This is a genomic window from Vibrio sp. BS-M-Sm-2 (assembly GCF_041504345.1).
Lineage (GTDB): Bacteria > Pseudomonadota > Gammaproteobacteria > Enterobacterales > Vibrionaceae > Vibrio > Vibrio satsumensis.
In genome coordinates this window covers 454,324-481,157 of record NZ_CP167894.1, presented here as the reverse complement: position 1 = coordinate 481,157, position 26,834 = coordinate 454,324, and the positions used below count along the sequence as shown (strand labels likewise).

Below are 26,834 nucleotides of genomic sequence, written 5' to 3'. Positions count from 1 at the left end.
ACCTCAAAAAGAGAGCCTCCCAAGGGGAGTCGGGAGGCTCATTTATTATCATTATATTTTGTGTCTAATCTCGCGATATAAGATGAAGCACATCTTATAAAAAGGGCTTGAGATTAAAGAGCGCCGTAGATTACAGAACTAATAGCCGCTAGACCACATAAAGCTGTAAAGATTTGTACAGGCGCTGAAGTTTTGTACTTAGCCATTGCTGGTACTTTGTTCATTGCGAATACAGGCATTAGGAACAGGATAGCTGCAATCATTGGAGCACCCATTGTTTCAATCATACCTAGGATGCTTGGGTTAACTACCGCAACAATCCAAGTTGTAATAACGATGAACGCTAGAGATGCTTTTTCAATCTTGCTTACTGAAGAACCAGAGCGAGATTTGATTAGACCAACAAGACCTTCGTGAGCACCAAGGAAGTGACCAAAGTAGCTTGAAGTAATTGCCGCGAACGCTACTAGAGGACCCATGTAAGAGATAAGTGGAGACTCGTGAACGTTAGCTAGGTAAGAAAGAACAGAGATGTTCTGTGCTTGCGCTGTTGCTAGTTGCTCTGGAGATAGAGAAAGTACTACAGAGAATACGAAGAACATTACAAAGCCCATCAGCATCATTGCTGCGCCGCCAGTAATTTGGTCAGTTTTCTTAACTGCGTCTTCACCGTATACACGACGTTGCTCTTTAGAGAACTGTGAAATGATTGGGCTGTGGTTGAAAGAGAACACGATGATTGGAATAGCAAGCCAGATAATAGAAGGCATTGTTGACCATTCTGGGCTTACATCCATCATTGAAGTGTTCCAGTCAGGAACTAGGTAGAAAGATAGTGCTAGTAGGATGAATACTAGTGGGTAAACCATCGCTGAAGTTGCTTTAAGCATCAGCTCTTTACCGAATACAACACCTGCTGTCATAGCAAGGATAAGTGCACCAGAAAGAAGAGGACGTGGAATAGATTCCATACCCATTTGGTTTACTAGGAAAGAGTCAACTGTGTTTGTGATACCAACACCGTAGATAAGAACGATCGGGTAGATAGCGAAGAAGTAAGCAAAAGTAATAATGTTTGCGCCAGTCTTACCGAAGTGCTCTTCAACTGTGTCTGTAATATCAGCTTCAGGGTTTTTAGCAGACAGTACGAAACGAGCTAGAGATTTGTGTGCGAACCAAGTCATTGGTGCCGCGATTAAAGCTAGGATAACTAATGGCCAAAAACCACCCGCACCAGCTTTGATTGGAAGGAATAGTACGCCAGCACCAACTGCTGTACCGAATAGTGATAAACACCAGGTAAAATCTTTGTAGTTAAACTTGCTTGAATCTTTAACGGCATTTGCCGAAGAAGTTGTTGTGTTCATGTTAAATTACTCATTTTTTGGGAACAGGAAATAAGTCGGGGCTAATTCTGCAGAATTTTCTTCTACAAAAAATAGATCTAAATCATGTAATGAAACGGCGTGTCACATGATATGCGAAAAACGGATTTTTGATCACGAAAATAGCGTGCCACAGGTGATTTATGCTTATGCTTGGTATTAGTTTTATTAATGCGAAAGGAGGTGTTGTATAGATTTATACCAGGGAAACGTTTGCGTAAAATTGCATTAATAAATCTGTTCCATGGAAAGACTGGTTTTTGTTAACAGAGATTAAACAAAACGTAGTTGCTATGTAATTTGTTGCACTACATGTTGCTGCAGTGATTGAATGATTTGCGCCGTAACGCCCCAAATTAGGTGCTCTTGGAAGGGCATCGCAAAAACACGATGCTTGATTTGTTTGAAGTTAACAGTGTGGCTGTGTAACTTGGCTTGGTCTAAAACATAGGTAGCGGGTACCTCAAAAATTGAGGCAACTTCGTTTTCATCAATGATGGCTTTATAGTCAGGATCGACCATGGCAACAATCGGCGTCACAGAAAATTTACTAATAGTACTCAATGCAGGTAATTGCCCAACAATTTTAACTTGATCCGATCGAATTCCCACCTCTTCATGGAGCTCTCTGAGTGCAGTAAATTGCATAGAAGGGTCAGAAAGTTCGTGTTTACCTCCAGGAAAGCTGACTTGGCCGGGGTGATGCTTTAAATGAGCGGCTCTTTTAGTAAAAATGACATGTAAACCATCTTCTCTTTCAACTAAACCTACCACCACCGCCGCTTTACGTAATTGATCGCCATTGATATGCGAAACACGCTCTACTGACTCTGGGTGATAGCCAACGGTAGGGTTAAGTTGGAATTGTTGAAGGAAGTTTTCTTTATTCATATCAAGCCAATATATTGATTGTTTTGATTTTAAGTATAGACATAACAGTGGGTTGATTACCAATACTGAGTTTTTCTTCATTTACTTTCCCTCTTTAATTATGAATTGGGCGTCATGAGGGGCTGTTTACCGATGAATCTCCTCGAAATGACGATTTTTGCTATATTCAATATGTGCATACAGGCGAGCAAGCGTTATCCATGTCATAAAATTGGGTGACGAAACGTAGATTTTTCGTTTAAGAATTTGATAACAATAACTTAGTGGCCCATTCTAAAAAGAAATAGAAGAAAAGGTATGAGATGAAAGGAATCATATTCACCGAATTTTTAGAGCTTGTTGAAGACAAGTTTGGTTTAGAGCTTTTGGAAGAAGTTCTAGAAATGTCAGAAGATGAAGGGATCTACACGTCCGTTGGTAGTTATGATCACAGAGATTTGGTTAAGCTCATCATTAACTTGAGCAAAAAAACGGATATCGATGCTGCAAGCTTGCAACGCGTTTTCGGGCAGTCTGTATTTAAGAACTTACTCGCCTCTTTACCTAATAAAGCGAGCCTTGCTCATAGCAATACCACCTTTCAATTTATTCAGCACGTAGAGCGCTACATTCACGTTGAAGTGAAGAAGCTCTATCCGGATGCTGAGCCACCTGAATTCAGTTTTATTACTACGACCGAAGCACAACTTGTTTTTGACTACAAAAGCGCAAGGTGTATGTCTCACGTTTGTTTAGGGCTTATCGAAGGGTGTGCTGAATACCATGGTGAATCTATTGTGGTAGAAATGACGCCACAAAATGATGACCAAAGCGTGGTTAGGTTTAATCTCAAAGTAGAAAAGTGATATGGATCTGGCATCAGCCCTAGAGAAAAAGCTTAAACGTCAAATTGCTGCACGCAAAGCGGCCGAAGCATTGTTGGAACAAAAAAGTCTCGAACTGTTTGAGGCAAACCAACAACTTGAGCTTGCGCTGCGTCAGTTAGAAAAGCGCTCCAACGCAAATTTACGTCGGATTGAATTCCAAGAACAGATTGATAACCTGTTGATTGATTTCGGTCGTACATTTCTTATGAATGATCTAGACGATGTCATGTTGTCACAGTTGACGACGAATGTGACCAACAGTTATTTGATTGAAGGCAGTCGCTTGATTTTGCCTCCAAAATTACTTCCCCAGCTAAAAACCTACGACTATGGCGATGAAACTGTCGAGGTACTAGACCAAGATATTCAAGAGCCTCATTGGCAAGGCTGCCTACTTACCGTGCCGTTAGAGGTAGAAAAGGTGATAGTCGGTGCGTTAATAGTGAAGGTCAGGTTGTTAGATCAAGACTATGAATTTATACAGAGTCAACTGGTGTTGGTGACTGATCTTATCTGTAGTGCACTAACTCATCAGCTTGCTATTAATCGAAATGTTGAATCGCGTAAACGAGCAGAGGAGTCCGAAAGGGCAACCCGTGATTTTGTCGCGATGATTAATCACGAATTAAGAACCCCTCTTAATGGCTTACTCGGTAGTGCTGAACTGATCAGTGATACAGAATTAAGTGGATCTCAGCGTGAGATAGTGAATAACCTGAGCCAATCTGGAGAGTTTCTCAGAACCATCATTAATGACCTACTGGATTACAGTAAAATCAATGCGGGAATGTTGGAGTTAATACCGAAGAAGTTCGCGCTCCATGATCTGAGAAATACTATTGATAGTATTTTTACCAATCGAGCGCTTGAAAAGCAGCTTCAGTTTGAAGTCAACGTATACAAAGGTGTACCGAGCCACTTCTATGGTGACTTAGAGCGTATTACTCAACTGTTCGTAAACCTGATTGGAAACGCAATCAAGTTCACGGCTCAAGGTCATGTGAATGTTGAGATCAAATGGCTGAAAGACCAATTTATCTTTTCCGTTGAGGACACTGGAGTCGGGATCGCTCAATCCGCTTATAAGACACTGTTTGAACCTTTTACTCAGGCCGATAATTCAAGTAGCCGAAATTATGAAGGCACAGGGCTAGGTCTGGCTATTTGTCGTAAGCTAGTTGGATTGATGCATGGTGATATTAGCGTGACCAGCATCGTGGGAAGTGGGACGACTTTTACTATTGCGCTGCCTTTGCAGGTAATCGATGTTTCTGATGAAAACAGTCGAGTGTCGCAAGATACTGAATCAGATGTCGGCTTGTCTTTATTAAAAGTGCTGGTGGTTGATGATATTAAGATGAACCAGATCATCATCCAACAGATGTTGCGTAAGCACAAGATAGAGCCTGCTATTGCCAGCAATGGAGTCGAAGGGCTAGAGCTTGCTTCAGGTAATGAATATGACATAGTGTTTATGGATTGCAGAATGCCAGTCATGGACGGTTTTGAAGCGACAGAGAAGCTTAGAGAGAAGGGTTACGTTAAATCTATTGTGGCACTCACCGCCGGAACGACGCTAGAAGAGCGCGAACGTTGTATTCAGTGTGGGATGGACGACATTCTTAGTAAGCCTTATACAGCTATCGACCTTAAAGAAATGCTCAAGAAGTGGGGTGCTTCTGCTGTGAAGGTCGTTTAAGCCACGCTAATAACGAGTGATTAATTGTGAACCCCCTGATTTAGAAACTAAAAAAACCGAAGTGATTTTGCGATCCTTCGGTTTCTTGTTATATCGAGTTTTTGCTAGTTGCAAAGCTGCGGAATGGCGATTAATGACGCTATGCTTAGCAATCTTCAAGTATCGGTAGAATTCGACTCAGCTTATCCAGTGTTTCTTGGTATTCAGAAGCACAATCACTATCAAATACCACACCACCGCCAGCCCAAGCATAAAGCGTATTGTTCTCTGCCACCAAAGTACGAATAGTAATGCTTGTGTCCATTCTGCCATTTCGGCTGATGTAACCAATACTGCCGCAATACGCTGAACGTCGATGCGGCTCTAATTCCTCAATGATCTGCATAGCGCGAACCTTTGGTGCGCCGGTAATTGACCCGCCAGGAAAACAAGCTCTCAGAAGGTCAGTCGCTGAATATTGGTCATCAAGGTCAGCTCGTATCGTGCTAACCAAGTGATGCACAGCAGGGAAGCTCTCAATATCGAACAGCTTTGGCACATGAACCGTGCCCGGTTTTGCCACTCGGCCAATATCGTTGCGAAGAAGATCGACGATCATCAAGTTCTCTGCCTGATCTTTATCGGCGCTTGCTAGGTCCTGCGCGTTAGCGTCATCAATCACGTGGTCGTCAGAACGAGGTCGTGTGCCTTTGATTGGCTTGGTTTCAATCACATTGTCTTTGAGTTCTAAGAAACGCTCTGGCGAAACGCTGATGATTGCGCAGTCGGCCAAACGGATAAAGCCAGAAAAGGGCGCTGAGTTGTACTGCTCAAGCTTTTCGTAAGCCAGCCATTCACTGCCTTGGTATTGGGCATTGAAGCGCTGAGCCAAATTAATCTGATAGCAGTCACCGGATAACAGGTACTCTTGAACACTATCGAACTTGGTCGCGTAGCGCTCTTCACTCATATTGGATTGCCACGGCGCGGTTAATCCAAAGGGCGCATGTGTTACGTTTGATTGAGCCATTTTCTGCATCAGCCAATCATGATGTTCATCGATATTGCTGCCGACAATACACGCCGTTTTCAATTTGTGGTCAACGATCACTGCCCATTCATACAAGCCAACCGCCATGTCAGGTGCTTCAATATCACGCTTTGCGAGTGAAGGAAGTGTCTCTACTCTGCGCCCTAAATCATAACTAAAGTAGCCTAAAGCGCCGCCAACAAATGGCAACTCAGCGTGCTCTTTAGTCGCAGGTAATAACTGTTGCTGATATTGGTCGAGTAGTTCGAAAGGATCAGAGTCTGAAACCTCGCACGTTTCATTAACATTAACGGTTGTTTCTGCACCGATTGTCTCGAAGGTGGCGATGGGTTGAGCAACTAAAATATCGTATCGACTATCAACGTGGCTTTCTGAAGCGGAGCGTAATAGCATAGCCCACGGCAGGTTTTCAATATGGGAAAACAGCTGTTTAGCTAAAGTTGATTGATATTCAAGCGGCTTGATTTGGGTAGAGCGAAATTCGTTGTTATTCATTTGTTTAATTTGTGACAAAGAGTTCGATCACTGCATGGCGTGTGAGAGGAAGCAAGAGTATCATAAATTGAAAATAAAATGGGTTCTTGATTAGAACGGAGTAATCCAAGTGGTTTAGTTTAAAGCTATGCAAGCGATTGCTAAAGCAACTAAATACAGCTCAACACAATAAAAAGCTAAACCACCTAATTCGATTTGGCATATATAGCCAAGCTGTGAACCCACATGGAACCAGAACAATAAAGAGGCATGCAATGACGGTTATTCGTAAGCAAGATGTGATCAGCAGTGTCGCTGACGCACTTCAGTACATTTCTTATTATCACCCTTTAGACTTTGTCCAAGCCCTAGAAAAAGCGTACGAGAAAGAAGAGAGCCAAGCAGCAAAAGATGCTATCGCTCAGATTCTTATTAACTCGCGCATGTCTGCGGAAGGCCATCGTCCAATTTGTCAGGATACGGGTATTGTTACTTGTTTCGTGAACATCGGTATGGATGTTAGGTGGGAAACGGATCAAACAGTACAACAGATGGTTGATGAAGGCGTTCGTCAAGCTTACAACAACCCAGATAACCCATTGCGTGCATCTGTCCTAATGGACCCTGCAGGTAAGCGTATTAATACAAAAGATAACACACCAGCGGTTGTCCACATTAATATGGTTCCAGGCAACAAAGTTGAAATTCAAATCGCGGCAAAGGGCGGCGGTTCTGAGAACAAAACCAAGATGGTTATGCTGAACCCTTCTGATGATATTGCAGAGTGGGTAGAGAAGACGCTACCAACAATGGGCGCTGGCTGGTGTCCTCCGGGTATGCTTGGTATAGGCATCGGCGGTACAGCTGAGAAAGCAGCAGTACTAGCGAAAGAATCTCTGATGGAACACATCGATATCCAAGAGCTTATCGAGAAAGGTCCAGAGAACGCAGAAGAAGAGCTTCGTTTAGACATCTTCAACCGTGTAAACAAACTGGGTATTGGTGCACAAGGTCTTGGCGGTCTAACGACTGTGGTTGACGTCAAAATCAAAACAGCGCCAACGCATGCAGCCTCTAAACCAGTATGTTTGATCCCGAACTGTGCAGCAACGCGTCACGTTCACTTCACACTAGACGGTAGCGGCCCTGCAGAGCTAACACCACCTAAGCTAGAAGAGTGGCCAGACATCACTTGGGAAGCGGGCGCAAATACACGCCGTGTTAACCTTGATGAAGTGACTAAAGAAGACGTACAAGAGTGGAAGACCGGCGAAACGGTTCTTCTATCTGGCAAGATCTTAACAGGTCGTGATGCTGCTCATAAACGTATTCAAGGCATGCTAGAAAGCGGCGAAGGCTTACCTGCTGGCGTTGATTTCAAAGGCAAGTTCATTTACTACGTGGGTCCTGTTGATGCTGTAGGTGATGAAGCGGTAGGTCCTGCTGGCCCAACAACGTCTACTCGTATGGATAAGTTCACCGACATGATGCTGAACGAAACTGGCATTATGGGTATGATCGGTAAAGCGGAACGTGGTCCTGCAACGGTTGAATCAATCAAAGAACACAAAGCGGTGTACCTAATGGCGGTTGGTGGTGCAGCTTATTTAGTCGCGAAAGCAATTAAAAAAGCACGCGTAGTTGCGTTTGAAGATCTCGGTATGGAAGCGATTTACGAGTTTGAAGTTGAAGATATGCCAGTAACGGTAGCAGTTGATTCTAACGGCGTGAACGCACACCAGATCGGCCCTGACACGTGGAAAGTGAAGATTGCTGAAGCTGAGAAAGCGTAATTAACCGAAGCCAAAAAATCGTAATTGTCGCTAACTTCAGCGTTTGAATTGCAATTTTTGACAGAAAGTTGAAGACAAAAGTGCAGCATTATCTGCACTTTTGTCATATTATCAATGATATAGTGATAAACACATAGTTTGATATAAGAACATAGGAGAGAGGAATGCCTCGTTTTATTCAGATCCTACAGATTATCTTGGCAGTGGTGATTGGTGCTTTTGTTGGCTACGACCTGATCTTGAAAGGGATTAGTATCTTTGATAATAAATACGTGACGATTACTTGTGCGCTTTGGCTAATTGCAGAGATTGCACTGTTTGTTATCTACAAGTTGATTGAAGACGATTAAACGTCGGATATCGTGCAAAAATTTTAAAGCCCCTGATTATGAATGTAGTCAGGGGCTTTTATTCATCTAGCATTAAGAATGTGTATTGCATACTAATCACCATAAGCATAAGCATAAGCATAAGCATACAATCTATCCCATCTGGGAAAGAACATAGGCTTGCCTCGCTATTATCATAATCAGCTAGCCTAATTATCACGGAGTCGTTCAAATGAAACACCTAACTCAAGAAATGAGTGACTTTATAAGCAGAGGAACGGATTCTCATATTCGAGTAGCGGTCACGGGGCTTTCTCGTGCGGGTAAGACAGCATTCATTACTTCGCTGGTTAATCAGCTTCTTCATACGTCTACCCATAAAAAACTACCACTGCTTGCATCGGCGAGAGATGGAAGAATTATTGGTGCAAAGCGGATCCCTCAACACAACATGATGATTCCACGTTTCTCATATGATGAAGCGATGGAGTCGTTGAATGCACAGCCACCAGAATGGCCTGTGCCAACGCGTGATGTCAGTGAGATTCGTCTAGCTATCAAATATAAGCCAGCGAAGGGCGCAAAAAAACTACTGAGTAAAAACAGCACCCTTTATCTCGATATTGTCGATTACCCAGGCGAATGGCTGCTTGATTTACCCTTACTGGATATGGATTTTGAAACCTGGAGTCATTCTCAATTCGCTGCGTTGAAAGGGGATAGAGAAACCTACTCGCAAGAGTGGAACGTAATGCGTGGTGATATCGACTTGCTAGCAGAAGCGGACGAAAAGAAACTGGTCGCGATTGCCGATAGCTACACCCAGTACCTTCATACTTGTAAAAGTAACGGACTGCATTGGGTACAGCCGGGTCGATTCGTATTACCCGGTGAGCTTGAAGGCGCGCCTGTGCTGCAATTCTTCCCGTGTATCGCACCTGAGGGTAAGTTCTCAAAAACAAGTAACTATGCGGTACTGAAAGCGCGTTATGAAGAGTATCAACAGAAGGTCGTGAAAGCGTTCTACAAGAATCACTTCGCGACGTTCGACAGACAAATCGTGTTGGTGGATTGCTTGCAACCACTTAATGCGGGCTATGACTCTTTTATGGATATGCGTGGCGCGTTAGAGCAGTTATTGAAGAGCTTTAAGTACGGTCGAAGCAATATCTTAAGACGCTTATTCGCGCCGAAGATCGACAAGATCTTGTTTGCAGCCACTAAAGCTGACCACGTGACACCGGATCAACATCCGAACTTGGTGTCACTGTTACAACAGATGGTGCATCCGGCTTGGCAACAAGCGGCGTTTGAACACATCGACATGAGTTGTATGAGTATCGCGTCTATTCAAGCGACCAGTGCGGGTTATATCTCGTCGGGCTCAGACAATGTTCCGGCGTTGCAAGGTGTGACTTTGGATAATGTCCCTCAAACCATGTATCCGGGAGAAGTGCCGCGTAAGTTGCCCAATAAACAGTATTGGGAAAACAACCAGTTTGATTTCACGAGCTTTAGGCCGATGGAGCAACATTCCGATGAGCCTTGCCAACACCTAAGAGTCGACAAGGTTTTAGAGTATCTCATTGGCGACAAGTTGAAGTAATTGAGGTAATTAAAATGAGTGAATTAAAAACAAAGCAGGTCTTTAATGAACCGTTGAAGACCTCTTTTGATCAGCAAGATAAGAACGAAGTTGGCCCGGATTTAGGCGCTCAACAACAGTTCACAGAGCAAGAAAAATTTGTACCTGTCGCACCACAAGTGGAAACTGACCTTGATGGTGAAGCTGAGCAGCAATTGGAACAGGTGATTCGACCGAACAAAAAGAAGAAGTGGTTTGGAACGGGCTTACTGGTCGCTTTTTCTGGCCTAGTTGGATGGCAGGCAATTGATTCGGTCATAATCGCGATTCAAACTGCCGATTGGCTTGCGTTGGGTTGGGCTGGCTTTATTGCTGCCATTGCTTCATTGGGTTTAGGCGCAATAGGCAAAGAGCTATGGAAACTGCGCTCGCTTAAAGATCACTTTAGTGTGCAAGAGCAGAGTGAAGAGCTCTTGCAAAGCCAAAGTGTCGGCAAGGGTAAAGTGTTCTGTGAAAACATCGCAAAGCAGGGCGGCATTATTGCTGAGTCACCTTCGTACGATAAGTGGCGAAACAGCATTAACCCAGCGCACAGTGATGCAGAAGTGTTGGATATGTACGATGCACTGGTTGTAGCCCAACAAGACAAAGTGGCGACTCAAATTGTCACTAAGTTCTCGACCGAATCGGCGGCTTTGGTTGCGGTGAGCCCATTAGCTGCTGCTGATATGTTGCTGGTGGCGTGGCGTAATTTCACCATGATAGACAAGCTTGCTGATGTGTATGGCATTGAGCTTGGCTACTGGTCTCGAATTAAGCTGTTTAAGTTGGTGTTAATCAACATGGCAGCGGCAGGTGCGAGTGAGCTGGCGATTGATGCGAGTATGGACTTAGTCTCGATGGATCTTGCGGGTAAAGTCTCAGCTCGAGCAGGTCAGGGCTTAGGTGTTGGTATTCTGACTGCTCGATTAGGGTTAAAAGCCATGACATTGCTTCGCCCAATGCCTTGGCATAACGAGCGAAAAGTAAAACTGGCAGACCTCCGCAAAGCCGTTCTTTTAGAAATAAAGCGTATTACTCTCAAATAAAGTATTGAAAGCTCAATAGTTTGAGAAGAAGAGTAAACATATGTTTACTCTTCTTCTTGACTGAACTCAGAGCTTAATCCACACTACTGTCAACTTATCCTGACACCTATAATAGGACTATTTGTGCGTCTTGAAGTATTGTGTGAAGACAGACTCGGCTTAACGCGTGAGTTGCTCGATATCTTGGCCTCAAAAAGCATTGATTTAAGAGGAATCGAAATTGATGTTAAAGGCATTATTTACCTCAACTGCCCTGATATCGATTTTGATGCTTTTAGTGAACTTATGGCTGAAATTCGCCGAATTTCAGGTGTGAAGGATGTACGTAAAATCCAATTTATGCCAAGCGAAAGGCATAACACAGAGCTGATTGCTCTGCTGGCTAACCTGCCAGACCCCGTGATTGCGATTGACCTTAAAGGCTCAGTCGATATGGCTAACCACGCTGCGTTGAACCTCTTCAACAAGCAAGAAGACGAAGTGATCGGTGAACCACTAGCGACGTTTGTTCCTAGCTTTAACTTTGCTCGCTGGATCGAAGGTGATGTAACGCGCCATCGTGAAGTTGTCGTGTTGGATGGTTTAGATTTCTCTATTGAGATCCTGCCGATTTACCTTGGTGGTGATGTCAACGAAGCGGTACTGGCGAGCGCAGTAATGACGATTCGTTCTTGTAACCAAGAGATGAACTCGCCAGATTCAATCCCAGAACAGAACAACCTAGGTTTCGAACACTTTGTTGGTGTCTCTAATCGCCATAAAGCCTTGATCAGCCAAGCCAAGAAACTGGCGATGCTGGATCAGCCTCTATTAATTGAAGGCGATACGGGTACTGGTAAAGAGATGCTGGCGAAAGCGTGTCATAACCGTTCAAATCGTTCTTCTTTCCCATTCTTGATTCTAAGCTGTGCATCGATGCCTGATGACGTAGCGGAAACGGAATTGTTTGGTCATGCGCCGGGTTCATTCAACCATGAGCAAGGTCATAAAGGCATTTTCGAGCAAGCGAATGGCGGTACGGTATTTTTAGATGAAATTGGCGAGATGAGCCCGCATCTACAAATCAAACTGCTGCGTTTCCTACAAGATGGTTCATTCCGTCGTGTTGGTGAAGAAGAAGAGATGCACGCTGATGTTCGTATTATTGCATCAACGCGTCATCGTCTTTCTGAATTAGCAGACTCGGGTTCGTTCCGTGAAGATTTGTTCTATCGCTTGAATGTACTGACTCTGTCTATTCCAGCATTGCGTGAACGCTCAAACGACGTAGCACCGCTGTTGGAATTGTTCGTTGCAAAGTACGCCCAGCAATTAGGTATGTTAAAACCAAAACTGACTCAAGAGTTAATCGACCAGCTTGGTAATTACCAATGGCCGGGCAACATTCGTCAATTGGACAACATGGTTCTTCGTGCGCTAACAGAGTTGGACTCAGACACACTAACGGTTGAGCAATTCCATTTGCCACAGCTTGAAACAATGACAGCTGGAATGGCGAATTTAAGCTTAGATGGTTCTCTGGATGAGATCATGAAAGACTATGAATCTCAGATTCTAGAGAAGCTTTACCAGTCGTTCCCATCAAGCCGTAAACTAGCAAAACGCTTGAATGTATCTCACACCTCAATTGCGAATAAGCTTCGTGACTACGGTATCAGAAAGAACTGATCGAATAAGAACAAGATTATGGAAGATTTGAGCACACCGGAACGCATTTACAAGCGAGATGGGAATCTGATTTTGCGCACCGCTGAGATAGATGATGCGATTATGATCAGTGAGTATTTTCAGGTTAACCGAGAGTACCTGAAACCTTGGGAGCCAATTCGCGAAGATGCATTTTTTGATAGAACGGGCTGGGCACAGCGCCTGATTAAGTTAAACGAGCTTCATAAAATGGGGCTTGGTTACTATTGTTTATTGATTAATGCGGACTCTAACGAAATGTTAGGGACTATCTCGTTCAGTAATTTGTCTCGTTTCCCGTTCTACGCGTGTAACGTTGGCTACTCATTGGCTCAAAGTGCACAAGGCCACGGTTACATGCGCAGAGGCTTGAATATGGCCAAAGACTACATGTTTGATGTGCAGAACATGCACCGCTTAATGGCGGGCTACATGCCTCACAATGAACGCAGTGCGAGCGTATTGGAACATCTTGGTTTTGTTCGAGAAGGCTTTGCCAAAGACTACCTACAGATTAACGGTAAATGGGAAGACCATGTACTGACCGCGTTAGTTAACCCAAACTGGGAAGACAAACGTAATGTTTAAATAAATAGTATTTAAGCGCACAAGCTAACAACGAATTTAAAGGCAGCGAATATCAAGCGATAAGACATCGCCGCTGTATCAAAAAAGAACATATAGGCATGGTAGATCCATCAGCCTGAGAAGATATTTGAGGAATTTTGATGTCATACACAACTTTGGACGAATACCAAAGAAAATGGATTTTTACTCACCAGTCAATGCCACTGCCAGCTGAGGACTTGGAAAAGATTAAACCAATGACACAGGCGAGAGCATCTCAGTTCTGGAAAGAGAACGTGAGCCCTCAAAGCCCAGATGCAGAACGCCTAAGCTCACAAGACTGGCCAAGCAAAGCATCGAACTGGAATGAAGAGATCAGCTGGATGGCGCATTGGGAAGCGGATGAGCCTGAAATGCCAGAAGAGATTCTTAATTTTATCGATTGGCAAGATGATGTAACTGTTTATTTTTGTTACGAAAAATACAATATTCTTGAAACCAAATGGGCGATTTTCAAGAAGCATTGGAAAAACTTTTTGTTCTACGATGACGGCCCAATTTTATTAGGTCGCCGTCGTTCAGAAGCACTTTGGTTTGCAACAAACGGTACTGTGAAAATCGGTAACCGAGCATAAGCTGTAGAACGAGTTAAAAGCTATAGAAAAGCGAGCCTAGAGCTCGCTTTTTTATTAGAGCTGGGCATAACGTTTACTCATTTTGTTTTCATACATTTGTGTGTCTGCTAGTCGAATTAACTCTTCGATAGCTGGAATATTTGATGAATAAATCAGTGAACCATGACTAAAGGTAGCATGGCAATCTATACCTAGCTTTTGAGAGTGTTTGTCAAAGTCTGATTGTATTCGACTTAGAATCTTATTTAAGGATTTTTCTGTGATGTCTCTACATAATAAGATAAATTCATCTCCTCCAAGCCTTCCACAAATATCTTCCTTGCGGGTGTTGTACTGAAGTGAATGAGAGAACGACTTTATATATTGGTCGCCAATATTATGTCCAAAGTTGTCATTGACATACTTAAGGCCGTCAATATCAAAATAGACGGCTCCAATACTAACTCCACTATCTATAGTACTATCGATGAATTTAGGGGATTCACTTAATATGGCTCGTCTATTAAAAACCTGAGTTAACTCGTCATGATTAGAAGTGTATTTTAATTTTCGTACCTGCTCAGCAGTGTGGACCTCCCTCTCTAATAGAGCACGAATACTCTCCATTAAATTTATCTGTATCGGTTTATAAGAGGTCTCTTTAGTGTCTAGGGCACAAAGTGTCGCAAACATTCTGCCGTCTGATTGGAAGATGGGTAACCCAAGATAAGAAACGTAACCCATTTGCGTCAGTTCTGGGTTGTCGCTCCACTCCTCTTTACCGGAAGCATTTTGCACATAAAGCATGGCCTTGGTTTCCATTACTTTCTTACAGTACAAATTGATGTCTCTAGGGATGATTTTTCCGGGGTTTGCTTTTACGCCTGGTGATGAAGACATAGCAATATTTTGGAATCCAACTTTTGACGTGAGAATAAGCCCTACAGCTGGCGCGTTAAGCACTTCTGCTATGTTATTGAGCATACTTTTCCATAAAGAGAGGTCCATTTCTTTAACTAGATCATTGATGGCATATTTAGAACTGGATTGATATATATTGGTAAACGGCATAAATGATCACTTTTTTGGAATGTCATACTGTTGACTCTAATGTCAAATTTGCACCTTTGCAATCTGAAATAGTGTATTTCCTTGTGTTTGTATTTTTAATAAGACAAAGGTGTAACCCCTAGGTAGTGCATTTATAAAAACAATCAGAAAATCATCATGACCATATTTATTTTTTAATAAAAATAAGTGGTTTATCTGTTTGAATAGTTCACTTACAAAGCTGTTTTCGATATGTAAATCACAAATTCGTTATGGTTTAACCGGAAAATATTGAATCAATAGGGGGGACCTCTATATTGGGAAGTGTAGCCTTAGTGGAGGTGAAGTATTATGATTTGGGATACTCTCGAACGTGTAAATAAACTTCGCAAGGAAGCAATGGAAGATCCAGAGTTTTTGGATTCAGCAAAAATGCATGAGCAATGGCTTTTAAGCGAAACTCATAATCAATCGAATAAAGGAGCTAAAGAGAAGAAACCGAAAAAGTTATCTGATATTTATGAAAATACGGATTTTCCTATCAACCCAACAGGAACGAAACATTAACAATGATGAACTGCAATACGGCTAAGGCTCTTAACCAAGATGCGATAAGTCGACTAAACATGCCAGCCTTAAGCCACCAATAAAAAAGCCACTTTCAACGAATCGAAAGTGGCTTTTTCTTTACTAGTTAGCGCTCCAATCTATTGAGCCCTGAAACTAGTTATTAATCAGGCTTAAGCCGCTTGGTAATGCATCACCAAATACGCGCTTAGACTCGCTCTCAGAAAGCTCTGTTACTTCACTCACTAGCGTTAGCCATGAATCAGGTACCTTGCTTTGCTTTAGCTTCTCAATCACTTGATTACGATAGTCGTCAGAGATATCAAATTGACGGTCACCGGTTTTACGGCAAATCATCACCGCTGCAAAGGCGATCATTTGCTCTTTATGCCAGTTCTGTTCAAGCAGTTTCGGTAACCACTGTTCAGCTTGTTCTCTTGGAATCACGCTGTGTTGGCTACCATACAAAGGTGTTCTTGATGCTAATCGACCTAGCGCCCACCAGTGCGCTTGTTCAAATTGGTTATGATTAATCGCTTTGCTTAAGAACCAACTTGCCAGCAGTACTTTGTCTTCAACCTCAAGTTGCTCAAGCGACGCCGCTAAACGAACCATAGCTTCATAACCATTGTCTTGCGCATCTTTGGCTGTTTTGGGGTTCTTCATTGCACCTGGGTGAAGGTACTTAGCGATGTCTGCCAAGATACTTTCTTGCTGCTCTTGGTTTAGTCCACCAGCGACACGACGCCAGAATACCCACCAGTCCGTCCAACCTTGATGGTTCTTAAACTGAATGTTCTGTTGGTAAAGGCCCCAAATTTGTTCGATACGCCATGAGTCAGTCGGATCGCCAAAGCCAGGACGCAGCGAGTAACCCGCCAAACGCAGCCAATTCTTCTCGTGTGCTTCTGAACGACGGCGGCGTTTACAACCTAATGAAAAGGTATCAAACAGATGGCGAAGGGTCGTGAAGTCCCATTCATCGCGTTTACCTAGTCGCTTCTCAAGATCTTTAGATAGTGTTTTGATCTCTTTCGATTCAGCACTCTTTTTGTTGCCACTGTAGAGGCGAGAAATCAACTCCTTACACTCTTCCAACCTTGGATGAAGTGTGGAGGCATCAGATTCATCGCCTTGCTTGTTTCTCACTTCAAACTCGAGCAACCAACGCTTAGAGTCATCTTCTGTACTTACACACTCCATTTTCAGTGTGCCGACTTCCGTTAACTGACAAGCGAGTAAAACTTCGACGCGTTCTTTTTGGTTGGCTTGAAGCTCTGCAGTACCTGAGCCTTCCAAGGTCGAAATATAAGGTGGAAGAGGAGAGAACAAATCGGCATCCACATTGACCATCACGCCGTTTTGAATGGCGGTGTCGTGAGCAATTTGATCGTGTGTTGAAGTCAGTAGATTAAATCGTACTGGCTCACCTAAAGTCAGCGAGAAACGACGGCTGTTTAAGCGTATCTCTTGTCCTTCCTCAGTCCCCTTGGCAAGCAGACAAAGTGCTTTGCCCATCTTGTTCTTCTCTTGTAGATGCAAGAAGTAAGAACGAGCGGCACCGCCACCGATTTTCAGTTGCGCGCCACGGCGGGCTTTACCAAAGGCAACCGCGCCAAGGGCAACAGACCAATCTGGATGAGGGTTATCAAGCACTGTGATTGGAGAACCGTTCCAGTTGCCCAGTAGCTGAGTGATTCGCTCTGTTACCAATTCACTGTTAAACACACCACCATTGAGTAGTACGCCAACTGGAATTGCAGGTTTAGTGTCATCGAACTCAATAGAGCCTGAGTTTTCCAATGCGGCTTTAGACACTTGTTGGTGAGTTGCTAGGAATTCTGCCACATGCTTACTCACCGCAGGGTCAGCCACGTAAGGCAGGCCAAATTCAACAACAGCACTGCGGCGTTTGTCTGGCACTTCTGTAAACTCAGAAAGCGGGAAGAAACCTTCCAATGCGATTTGATGAACTTCTTGTTTGGTTAAACCAATACTCTTAGTTCCGCCAAGCAGTTTTGAACCGCTGCCTAGCATGGTGATCTTCACATCATCGGGTGCATTTGCAGAAAGCAGGCTCTCTTTTGCAGCGCGAGTTTGTTGAATCAGTTTGGTGAGGCTAGAGGCATTCAGCTTCTTATTTTGAGTGAAGCGCTGCTCTGCAAGGTGAGCGAGGGCTAAATCTAGATTATCGCCACCGAGCATTAAGTGTTCGCCAACGCCGATACGGTCGAGTGCGAGCTCGTTAGTACCGTCGCTATTCGCATCGAACTTGGCTTCAATTAAGCTCAAGTCGGTGGTACCGCCACCAACATCACACACTAGAATCAGTGGGATCTGTTGAAGTTCATCCGCTGCGGTTTGTTGGTGACGGGCATACCAGTCATAACAAACGGCTTGCGGCTCTTCGAGTAACAGAATCTTACCTAAGCCTGCTAGTTCTGCTGCTTCGAGTGTTAGTTTACGTGCTGTCTCATCGAATGAAGCGGGAACGGTAACCACAACATCTTGGTCTTCAAGCTTATTGCTAGGATTACGGTAGTTCCATGCTTGGCGAATGTGATTCAGGTAGCTCGCACTCGCGACAACCGGCGATACTTTATCGACATCAGCTGCGCCTGCCCAAGGGAGAATATCGGAGTTACGGTCAACCGCTTGGTGCGATAACCAACTCTTCGCACTTGATACTTGGCGGCCTTCAACCTTAGCGCCCAATTCACGCGCCCATTCACCGACGATAACATTTTTGATATCGCCTTCAACTGGGCTTGGTTCCCACGGCATCGTCAGGTCAGAAGGGGAGATTTGACCTTGTGCTGGGTGGTAACGAAATGATGGAAGTAGAGGCTTGCGAACCACTTCACCGGGGCCGATGAGTTGGTCAATATCGAAAAGAGAAACGGGAGCATGTTGTAGGTCGTCGTTGATTTCACAGTAAGCGACAACCGTATTCGTTGTGCCTAAGTCAATGCCGACTAAAAAACGAGGAGTTGCCATACAAAACCTTATTCTTCCAGAGTGATGACCAGTGTGTTTATAGATTTGGTCTTATTGTTGTTATTCGTATACGTCGTTCCTGAGAAACAGGTAGGGCTGGGTTGGAACGGTATTGATAAAATAACGGCACCCGCTAAGGTGCCGTTGATTCATTATGCTTGTTCGTTTGAGTCGTTGTTCGAATCTTCACGAACGTCGAACTCAACGTGCCATTTCTGACCGTTGTCAGTGGCAATTGCTTCTAGGTATAGAGTACCCAGTTCAGTAACGCGAGAAGCCAGAGTAACTGGAACCACTTCACCTTCGCGACGGCCTTCAGAAACAGGCAGTGTCACTTGGATTTCAGGAAGCTCGTCTAGCTCTTCTGGTGCCCAGTGATCAAGGTGCGTACCGGCTTCATCTTCACGGCGAGTTGTTGAACCGAAGAATTGGAAGTGTACTGGCTGACCAATCACTAGACCGAACTCTTGGCTAGGCACTTGTACGCTTGAACCTTCTTCCATACCAAATGGTGCAACACACAGTGCTTCCATTGGAGGAGCCATACCTGGGATTGCTGGCATCGCGCTTTCAATTCCTACGTAGTAAGAAGATGCAATACCGCCACGGATACGAACACCTTGACCACGACGTACCGCGCCGTAGTAAGAAGCACCACTTGCAACGGCTAGATCTAGATCTAAACCTGAAAGTTGTTTCGTAAATTCAGCGTCAGCGTTGATCAACCACTCGTTGATTGTGTCTGAAAGACGATCAGCAAGTAGGTTAGATTTTAGAACACCACCGTTGAACAGGATTGCCGTTGGCTTGATGAAGTCTGCTGCAGGCGCTTCAGCACCTGGCATACCCGGCATGTTTGCAAACGGGTTGAAATCTTGTTGAGCCGTTTCGCTGTTTCCAGAAAGCGCGTTAGCTTGCTTAGAAAGGAACGCAGCAATGTGACGGGTAATACCTGCATCTTGAGCGTAAGGCAGACCCATTTGAGTCAGTGCACCACGTGTCTTTTGTACTGGGTGCTCTGTCACAGAAACTTTAGGGAAGAAGCCATCAACCAGTGTTTGTTGTACTTCTTGCTGAGTCAGTTCTGTTTTCAGCGTTGCGCCAAGCAGTTTAGAACCACGGCTTGGTACTACGATTGGCACAGATTGCAGTTCAGCATCGTTTAGCAGTGCTTCTTTCGCATCGCGACAAGCATGAGTCATCGCTTGAACTTGCCAAGGTGCCAGCTCTTTGCCGTCTTGCGCCAGTTTCATCTTCAAGCGGTAAGCAAGAGCCAAGTCCATGTTGTCGCCGCCCAGTAGGATGTGTTCACCTACTGCGATACGGTTCAGGCTTAGGTTGCCGTCGTCTTGCGTTACTTCAACTAATGAAAGGTCGGTAGTACCACCACCGATATCAACAACAAGAACGATGTCACCAACGTTTACTTCATCACGCCATGTGTCGTTGCTGTTATCAATCCAGCTGTAAAGAGCAGCTTGTGGCTCTTCAAGAAGCGTTAGGTGAGTGAAACCAACATTACGTGCAGCTTCTGCTGTTAGGTCACGAGCCGCAGGATCAAACGAAGCAGGGACCGTGATCGTTACATCTTGGTCTGCCAGTTTGTGTTCTGGGTTTGCGTGGTTCCAAGCATCTTTAAGGTGCTCAAGGTACAGTTCAGTCGTTTTAAGAGGAGATACCTTTTCCACTTCTTCTGGGCTGCCTGCCGGAAGGAACGCATCGCGACGGTTCACACCACCGTGGCATAGCCAAGATTTAGCACTTGCTACCAAACGGATAGGGGTTTTAGAACCAAGGTTACGCGCAATTGCACCCACTAGAGCTTTAGGCTCAGAAGACCAAGGAAGAACGCGAGAGCCCGCATTCATTTCATGTTCGTGCGGTTGGTATAGGAACGAGCCAAGTTGGCTGCGAGTTTCTACTGTACCTGGCGCCGTCAGTTGAGGGATTGGCATCACCTCTACACGAGCGTCTTCATTGCTTGTGTCGATGTAAGACAAAACGCAATGTGTAGTACCTAAATCGATACCAACACTGAACTTAGGTGCCTGATGTTGCTCTTGAGAAGATAGTGCTTGTGAATGCTCTTGAGCTGAATGACTTTGGTGTTCCATTATAGCTCCACCTCTGCCGGTGCAATCACAGATGCATCGTAGTTCTCAGCAAGCTTTGGCAGGTTCATATCAGTTGCTTTCCAACCTTTGTGAACCAGTGTGCCGTTGAATGGTGCATTGCCCGTTACGTTGCCTGTTAGGCGAATTTCTTGTGGGTTGAAACCTTCTGCGACAGTGATACGAGTTTCTTCATCTTCGTTGCGGATGTGAGAAAGCGTTACGTAATCTGCTAATACTTTTTGGCCGCCAGTGTGAATAACACGTGCCGCTGCGCCCACTTCTTCATCAGAGAATGACGTCAGGTCTTCTTTTAGGAAGTCGATTAAGCGCGCTTCTTGCTGCATGATAGACAGTAATTGCATTGCTGAATCAGTCGGTGCGGTTGCTAGCTTAGATTCAACTTCTACTACTTTTTCGATAACACGTTCAACTTCGACAACTTTCTCTACTTCGACAATTTTCTCAACTGGCTTTTCAACTTCAACGATCTTTTCTACTGGTTTTTCTACAATTTTCTCAACCACTTTGGATTTACGAGAAACAGCAATTAGCAGTAGTAAAACGCTTGATGCAGTTAGGCCTGCGTGAAGCATATCAAACGTTTGTGGAATTAGGTTCAAATCAACGATCATAGTGATTTCTCTTTAAAATTGATTTAACGGTATATTCGTCGGTTCAAAGGAATATACAGATTGGAAAGAAACTCAATGGCACGAAGCCGAAATGGTCACTTTCAAGCTATAAATATGGATGGATACTAGCATATTCAAGGCCTAAGAGTGGTATTTAATGTTTTCAAACAAGTGGTTTTTGAGTGTGTTAGCTTGAAATTTAGTCGAGATTTGGTCGATTGTTAACCTGTGATGTGAGGGCGAAGTAAACTGTGCGCGATTTATGTCATTTTTAGGACGAAAACTTAAATGGAGCGTCATTCCCTTCCGTTATATACTTTTAGTTCATCGAAGCCTAATTGGAACCTTTATGCCACACACTACCGACCCACTAACAGGGTTGAAGAGACGAACGCTCCCACTGGTCGTGTTTTCGATCAGTTTTTTGATTACTGTGTTGTGTTTTATATTAGTCGCACTCAACCAAAACCGTGCGCTAAATATGAATCTGGATAGCTTTGCTACTCACCAGACACTGAGCTTGGAAGCGTTTATCGACAATGATGTGGCTTATATCGGCTCTGGGGCTAATTTTTTCTATTCTAACGAACCTGAAAACTGGGATAAATTTGATCGTTTTGCTCAGCAAACTATAAACGGCTCAAAAAGCTTAATCGGCTTGCAGTGGATGCAAAAAGTGGAGCCGGATGAGATTGCTGAACACACGGCTCAGATGAAAGAAAAGTATCCATCCTATAAGCTGTTCACCATCCCGAAGCATGAAGCAAAAACCTATGGCTACATCTTAGACGGTGAGCCGGCTTTTATTGCGACTGATTTGTATCCCAATACTGCTGCTAACGACAAGGTACTTGGCTTTTACTCTTCTCGTGAGCGATTCAAACGTGTTCTAGAAAACATCAAACAGACCCGCGAAGCGAATATTTCAGACAAGGTACGTCTGATACAAGACGGCCTAGATCAAGATACCCTAAAGAGCGGCATGTTGGTTTACCACCCAGTATTTGAAGGCGAAAGCGACAACTTACTCGGTGTTGTGATTGGTGTGGTGCGCACCACATATTATTTTGAAAACCTTTTGGCATCAGCAGTGGGTGATATGGATGTGTACATTCGTGTTACTGACACGGGATTTGAAGCCGAAGATTCCCCAATTCTATTTGAAACCGCCGGGTATGAAGGTGTGACAGGGCATCACATTACTAAGACCATTGAATTGACCAATCGGGATTGGAAAATTGATTACAAAATAGATTCTTGCATCTCTTTTTATGGTTATCTCGTGTTAACAGGAATCGCGTTGGTTGGTACAACCATTTCATTACTACTTGCTTATATCGTGAATATGCAAATCCGTGAAAAAGAACGTCTATATCAAATGTTGGATGAAAGAACCGAAGAACTTCGCTTCTTAGCTAACCATGACAGCCTTACTGAAGTCTATAATCGACGTGCATTTAACAAGGAGTTAGAAAAGGTCACTGAATCTGGTCAATCGTTTAGTTTGATTGGGTTTGATGTAGATAAATTTAAAGGCATCAACGACCAATTTGGTCACCCCGCGGGTGATGCTTTGTTGATTCATGTGATTCAACTTATCTCCGTTAGCTTGAAGGAGGACGATTATGTGTTCCGTCTCGGTGGTGATGAATTCAGTATCATTTCCAGCATATCAGACCATGAATCGTTAGCTCGATACCTGGAATGTATTCTTCGTACAGTGAGCCACTCTCATTGTGAGTACAAAGGCCAACAGTTAAATTGTACGTTGAGTATTGGTGCAACTATTCATTCGACAGAAAACATTGAAGAGATACTTCAGAAAACCGACAGTATGCTCTATCAAAGTAAGTTAAATGGTCGAGATCGCGTCACAATTGCAGGCTAAATGAGCACTTAGTGCGACTAGGGTCGAGTTCTTTATTAGGCTCATGTACAATTTCACGAAATTTTTGACGAGAGAATTAGGCGACGTATGAATCACAATCGAGTGGTGTGTTTCGATTTGGAAATGTGCTGTTGGAGCGAAGACGGTGTAGGGACAACAGGTGAGATCATTGAAGTAGGTCTTGCTGAGATTGATCTAGCATCTGGCACTATCGTGAAGCGAGCACAATACTACGTTAAGCCAGAGAAAGACGAAGTCTCTCTATTCTGTGCCGAGTTAACGGGCATTACACCTCGAAAAATCGAAAAGCAGGGACGCCCATTAGAGTCTGTCATCAAGTCGATGATTAAAAATTTCGGTGGTCCAAAAAAAATCTATGCAGCGTGGGGACGTGACGACCTCATTTTACACAAAGAGTGTATCGAGAAAGGCATCGAGCCTCCGTTCAGTGAGTTCTTGAATATCGCAACGCTTTATCGAGTTCAGAATCGATTGAAAGACAAACGCATTGGTCACCGCGCCGCTCAAGAAGCGAAAAACATTGAGTGGGAAGGCCGTCAGCACTCTGGTTATGTTGATGCTTACAACTTGGCTAAGCTTGCGCTGACGATGCTGTAGTCATTGCGTTAAACAGGCACTTGGTTAAAAACTTAAAACCAGCCTGATTCTTATGAGTTATTCAAATCAAGAGCCACCTACTTATTAGGTGGTTTTTTTGTACCTGCTATTTGAGGGTAATTACTATCGAAAGAAAACTCATATCAGCGAGTGGTTTATCAATAGTAAATGGCTACATCGCTTATTTAACGAGTGAATAATATTGGTTTTAAATTTAGCTTTTTAATTAATATTAAATCGCAGGTTGTAGCCTTGATTGGGTAGGGCTAGATGATAGCGTTAGCTCACCCAAAACAAGGAGAATAGGATGAAGAACATTATTAAGTATGGAATGGCATTGGGAGCCCTAAGCGTGAGCGCATTGGTTTCGGCACAACCCGTTGTATTGATTAACACTTTTTCAGTCGAGCCAGTCCATGAAGCTGCGACATTAACGTATTGGGAAGATGCGCGAGATGTATTGGTGAAGCAACCCGGATATATATCCACTAAATTGCACCGCTCTTTAAGTTCGGACGCGACATACCGCTTTATCAATGTCGCTGAATGGGAGAGTAAGAAGCAATTCCATGATGCAATACAAGTGATGAGAAAAGAGCTACCACCTTTAAAAGTCGAAGGGGTTTCTGCTGACCCTAACTTGTATGAAATTATTCGCGACTAATTAGGAAACCACATAATGGAAACAATTCAAGGAACCTTTTTAGCTATTTTTAGCTTTCTATTTTCAGCGATTCTATTCTCTAGCTATAGTCATGCTGCGGCATACGGCGTGTCAGTGGCTTGGAAAACCGATGATGCTCAAGCGGTATTTGAGGTGATGCCTCAGCAGAAAAAAGCATTTGCTAACTTGATTGATGCTGGCTTGGTACATGACATGTTCGTGTCTGAAAGCTTTATTGGGGATAAGAAATTTCCGCTCATCAAGTTTGTTATTGAAGCGGACAGTGAACAGCACGTTAGAGAGTTGATTGGTAACTTACCATTTCAATTTAAAGAGCTTGTCGAGGTTACTGAAATCAGAGATATCGGTAATAAGTGGTTAAACACTGATGTGGCATTCAAAAACTACGCAGTGGAACTCGCTTGGAAAGAGCCAGAGAATCAATTCATTGTCGACGAGATTATCAGCCAAGATCTGCAAATGGTTGTTGATTGGAGCGCTCAAGGTGTGATTACTTCTGCTTACTTAAAACACCAAGAAATAGCACAAGAGAAGCCAAACCAAAAAGCGATGATCAGACCAATCTATTCAATGGCGATATTGGCTAAAAACGAAGAACAAGCACGCGAAGTTGCCAATCAGTTGAATGCGGTACGGTTAGGTTTTGCTGAAGTCATGGTTAGTGAATTGGGCTTTAAGTTAGATCTATAAGGAAAAGAGAACTATAGAAAACGAGAGTTATAGATATCATTCGATATCGCTTTGTTAATCTAGGTTCCGTTTATCACGGTTTGGTACAAAGGTGAGTGAGTTTACATTACCAACTCACCTTATTCTTATTTCATCTTGTTACTTGCTGAGCTTATATTTGGCTCAATTATTGGTTAAACTTATCACCATTCTTTTCTATGTATGGTTCGGCATTAGCTCAACCTAACAAATACCTTTTTGATGACCTTTTTATATACGAGCCCCTCACCTAAATGAATGCTAATAGCCCTGAAAAAATCACCTTAGATGATTCGGGTGTAGAGCTTATTAATAATACTCTTACCGATTCGAACTTTAATAAGCGGGTCTCCTTGTCTCCCTCAGAAAGTCTGATCCTTGAACATCTTGTGAAGAATAGCCCGAAGGCCGTTGGTCGAGACTTCTTGCTTGAGCATTGTTGGCCGGGCAGGGTCGTCACGGGAAGCTCGCTCAACGTTGCGGTTAAGAACATTCGCACAGCCTTAAATTCAATCGGGTGTGATTGCAAAATTCTAACGGTTCAAAAGGAAGGATACAGTTTTAGTAAACCTCAACAGCTTAATAGTTATCTATCAAACTCGACTTCTGCTAGTCAAGTTGAAGCACCTCAAATTGAAGTTCCTCTAGCTAAAGATCTTAGCGAAACCTCGGTTTCAAGGGGGCTAATACCGAGCGTGACTGCAATGCAGGCGAGCCACTATTAACGCAGCAACAGGAATCACAAAAATGGCGTCAGGTGCAGCGCTTTATTGTTCGTCACAAATCTAGCATCGCCGGAACCATTGTCAGTGTGTTTATTCTTATGCTGTTTTATCAGTTTGCGTTTTTTATGGATAAGACGACCTATCGCGGCATGGATGTTTATCACGACAGTTTGAATTTTGATCAAGCGCTCTTAGCCGAGTTGAATACCGTGTCAGAACTCGGTGTTGATTCGCTCTATCTACATCGCATCGGAGTTGGGTGTCAGAACATTCAAGCTGTTGCGTTGATCAATGGGCGTTGGAAAGAGATGAGCCATCAGTTTAAATCGCTCTCTTGTGATGACGACAATGAAGATGAGCAAGGATAGCCGATATGAATCGTAAGTTTTGGATGCCTATCTTGTTGACGCTTTTTGTGATTCTAAATGTAGGCTTAATTTCTGGGTTCGTAACCAAAAGTACATATAAATTTACCGCGAAATACCCAATGGTAGGCTGGGAAAAGATCTCACTTCGATTGGAAAATGGCCGTGTTAAAATGCAGTACATTGGTTACGACATCGATGGGAATGTGGTTCAAACCAAGCAAATGTTTGGTGTGTTCTTACGTTGGGGGAATCACTACTACTTTTATCAATTGGATCAAGATCAGGCCCAAGATAAACAGACGTTCAATATTAAGCACTTATATATTCAACAAACACAAGGTAAGCGCAGTGTGTTGGTATCAAATCAGCGTGGTCTTTATGTGACGAAAAAGGGCACGCCGTTAGAGCTTAAAGGCATCATGCATGGCGACCTTTTACGCTAATAGATACCATTTACTTTGATAGTTACTGTTTA

22 protein-coding genes and 2 pseudogenes are annotated in these 26,834 nt (G+C 43.6%); 17 read left to right on the top strand and 7 right to left on the bottom strand.

Annotation, left to right across the window (positions count from 1 at the left end; genetic code table 11):
- Positions 1-113: 113 nt before the first annotated feature.
- Both AB8613_RS02105 and AB8613_RS02100 read right to left on the bottom strand, forming a co-directional pair.
- The gene (locus AB8613_RS02105; protein ID WP_076652937.1) at positions 114-1,367 is read right to left on the bottom strand and encodes an aromatic amino acid transport family protein; all 1,254 of its coding nucleotides are present in this window, start codon (positions 1,365-1,367) and stop codon (positions 114-116) included.
- Positions 1,368-1,676: 309 nt separating this feature from the next.
- On the bottom strand, positions 1,677-2,276 hold the full coding sequence (locus AB8613_RS02100) for a CoA pyrophosphatase (protein WP_146491314.1): 600 nt from the start codon (positions 2,274-2,276) through the stop codon (positions 1,677-1,679).
- 302 nt (positions 2,277-2,578) lie between these two features.
- Here AB8613_RS02100 and AB8613_RS02095 point away from each other — a divergent pair, with 302 nt between their 5' ends.
- Both AB8613_RS02095 and AB8613_RS02090 read left to right on the top strand, forming a co-directional pair.
- Positions 2,579-3,121: a heme NO-binding domain-containing protein gene (locus AB8613_RS02095; protein ID WP_146491313.1), complete on the top strand. Its 543-nt coding sequence runs from the start codon at positions 2,579-2,581 to the stop codon at positions 3,119-3,121.
- A gap of 1 nt (position 3,122) precedes the next feature.
- The gene (locus tag AB8613_RS02090; RefSeq protein ID WP_372384352.1) at positions 3,123-4,841 is read left to right on the top strand and encodes an ATP-binding protein; all 1,719 of its coding nucleotides are present in this window, start codon (positions 3,123-3,125) and stop codon (positions 4,839-4,841) included.
- A gap of 145 nt (positions 4,842-4,986) precedes the next feature.
- On the opposite strand, the gene pabB is transcribed toward AB8613_RS02090, so the two are convergent.
- Complete coding sequence (gene pabB, locus AB8613_RS02085; RefSeq protein WP_146491311.1) at positions 4,987-6,366, bottom strand: aminodeoxychorismate synthase component I; 1,380 nt, start codon at positions 6,364-6,366, stop codon at positions 4,987-4,989.
- 254 nt (positions 6,367-6,620) lie between these two features.
- On the opposite strand from pabB, the gene AB8613_RS02080 reads away from it, so the two are divergent.
- The 7 genes from AB8613_RS02080 (at position 6,621) to AB8613_RS02050 (ending at position 14,028) form a co-directional block, all read left to right on the top strand.
- Positions 6,621-8,138: a fumarate hydratase gene (locus AB8613_RS02080; RefSeq protein ID WP_017068776.1), complete on the top strand. Its 1,518-nt coding sequence runs from the start codon at positions 6,621-6,623 to the stop codon at positions 8,136-8,138.
- 164 nt (positions 8,139-8,302) lie between these two features.
- Complete coding sequence (locus tag AB8613_RS02075) at positions 8,303-8,488, top strand: hypothetical protein (protein WP_004734731.1); 186 nt, start codon at positions 8,303-8,305, stop codon at positions 8,486-8,488.
- Positions 8,489-8,699: 211 nt separating this feature from the next.
- The gene (locus AB8613_RS02070) at positions 8,700-10,073 is read left to right on the top strand and encodes a YcjX family protein (protein WP_372384350.1); all 1,374 of its coding nucleotides are present in this window, start codon (positions 8,700-8,702) and stop codon (positions 10,071-10,073) included.
- A gap of 14 nt (positions 10,074-10,087) precedes the next feature.
- Positions 10,088-11,140, top strand: coding sequence for a YcjF family protein (locus AB8613_RS02065; protein ID WP_372384349.1), 1,053 nt, complete (start codon positions 10,088-10,090; stop codon positions 11,138-11,140).
- Positions 11,141-11,263: 123 nt separating this feature from the next.
- Complete coding sequence (gene tyrR / locus AB8613_RS02060; protein WP_019822554.1) at positions 11,264-12,808, top strand: transcriptional regulator TyrR; 1,545 nt, start codon at positions 11,264-11,266, stop codon at positions 12,806-12,808.
- An 18-nt stretch (positions 12,809-12,826) separates the two neighbouring features.
- Complete coding sequence (rimJ, locus tag AB8613_RS02055) at positions 12,827-13,414, top strand: ribosomal protein S5-alanine N-acetyltransferase (protein ID WP_285954030.1); 588 nt, start codon at positions 12,827-12,829, stop codon at positions 13,412-13,414.
- A 140-nt stretch (positions 13,415-13,554) separates the two neighbouring features.
- Positions 13,555-14,028, top strand: a complete 474-nt coding sequence (locus AB8613_RS02050; RefSeq protein WP_372384348.1) for a DUF2947 domain-containing protein — start codon at positions 13,555-13,557, stop codon at positions 14,026-14,028.
- Between the two features lie 54 nt (positions 14,029-14,082).
- On the opposite strand, the gene AB8613_RS02045 is transcribed toward AB8613_RS02050, so the two are convergent.
- A complete protein-coding gene (locus AB8613_RS02045; RefSeq protein WP_372384347.1) occupies positions 14,083-15,078 on the bottom strand; it encodes a sensor domain-containing diguanylate cyclase in 996 nt (331 codons plus the stop codon).
- Between the two features lie 330 nt (positions 15,079-15,408).
- Between AB8613_RS02045 and AB8613_RS02040 the strand changes: the two genes are divergently transcribed.
- Positions 15,409-15,624, top strand: coding sequence for a hypothetical protein (locus AB8613_RS02040; RefSeq protein ID WP_054546551.1), 216 nt, complete (start codon positions 15,409-15,411; stop codon positions 15,622-15,624).
- 156 nt (positions 15,625-15,780) lie between these two features.
- Here AB8613_RS02040 and AB8613_RS02035 read toward each other — a convergent pair whose 3' ends face one another.
- The 3 genes from AB8613_RS02035 to AB8613_RS02025 all read right to left on the bottom strand — a co-directional run bounded on the left by AB8613_RS02035 (position 15,781) and on the right by AB8613_RS02025 (position 21,367).
- A complete protein-coding gene (locus AB8613_RS02035) occupies positions 15,781-18,621 on the bottom strand; it encodes an Hsp70 family protein (protein WP_372384346.1) in 2,841 nt (946 codons plus the stop codon).
- A gap of 152 nt (positions 18,622-18,773) precedes the next feature.
- Positions 18,774-20,735, bottom strand: coding sequence for an Hsp70 family protein (locus AB8613_RS02030; RefSeq protein ID WP_372384345.1), 1,962 nt, complete (start codon positions 20,733-20,735; stop codon positions 18,774-18,776).
- On the bottom strand, positions 20,735-21,367 hold the full coding sequence (locus AB8613_RS02025; RefSeq protein WP_086713135.1) for a DUF2760 domain-containing protein: 633 nt from the start codon (positions 21,365-21,367) through the stop codon (positions 20,735-20,737). Before AB8613_RS02025 ends, AB8613_RS02030 begins: the two co-directional genes overlap by 1 nt.
- A 349-nt stretch (positions 21,368-21,716) precedes the next feature.
- On the opposite strand from AB8613_RS02025, the gene AB8613_RS02020 reads away from it, so the two are divergent.
- From AB8613_RS02020 to AB8613_RS01990, 7 genes and pseudogenes are all read left to right on the top strand, one after another.
- Positions 21,717-23,255 (top strand): diguanylate cyclase domain-containing protein, encoded by a 1,539-nt coding sequence (locus tag AB8613_RS02020; protein WP_372384344.1) that lies wholly within the window; start codon positions 21,717-21,719, stop codon positions 23,253-23,255.
- Positions 23,256-23,342: 87 nt separating this feature from the next.
- Positions 23,343-23,873 carry a 3'-5' exonuclease gene (locus AB8613_RS02015; RefSeq protein WP_102321043.1) on the top strand — a complete coding sequence of 177 codons (531 nt, stop codon included), beginning with the start codon at positions 23,343-23,345 and terminating at the stop codon, positions 23,871-23,873.
- A 307-nt stretch (positions 23,874-24,180) separates the two neighbouring features.
- The gene (locus AB8613_RS02010; protein WP_285954035.1) at positions 24,181-24,537 is read left to right on the top strand and encodes an antibiotic biosynthesis monooxygenase; all 357 of its coding nucleotides are present in this window, start codon (positions 24,181-24,183) and stop codon (positions 24,535-24,537) included.
- A gap of 15 nt (positions 24,538-24,552) precedes the next feature.
- Entirely contained in the window at positions 24,553-25,248 is a 696-nt protein-coding gene (locus AB8613_RS02005; RefSeq protein ID WP_285954036.1) for a hypothetical protein, read from the top strand.
- Positions 25,249-25,520: 272 nt separating this feature from the next.
- Positions 25,521-25,872 (top strand): annotated as a pseudogene (locus AB8613_RS02000) (transcriptional regulator); the annotation flags it as partial.
- A 151-nt stretch (positions 25,873-26,023) separates the two neighbouring features.
- Positions 26,024-26,359, top strand: a pseudogene (locus AB8613_RS01995) (helix-turn-helix domain-containing protein); the annotation flags it as partial.
- Between the two features lie 5 nt (positions 26,360-26,364).
- Positions 26,365-26,802, top strand: coding sequence for a hypothetical protein (locus AB8613_RS01990; RefSeq protein WP_372384342.1), 438 nt, complete (start codon positions 26,365-26,367; stop codon positions 26,800-26,802).
- Positions 26,803-26,834: the final 32 nt, after the last annotated feature.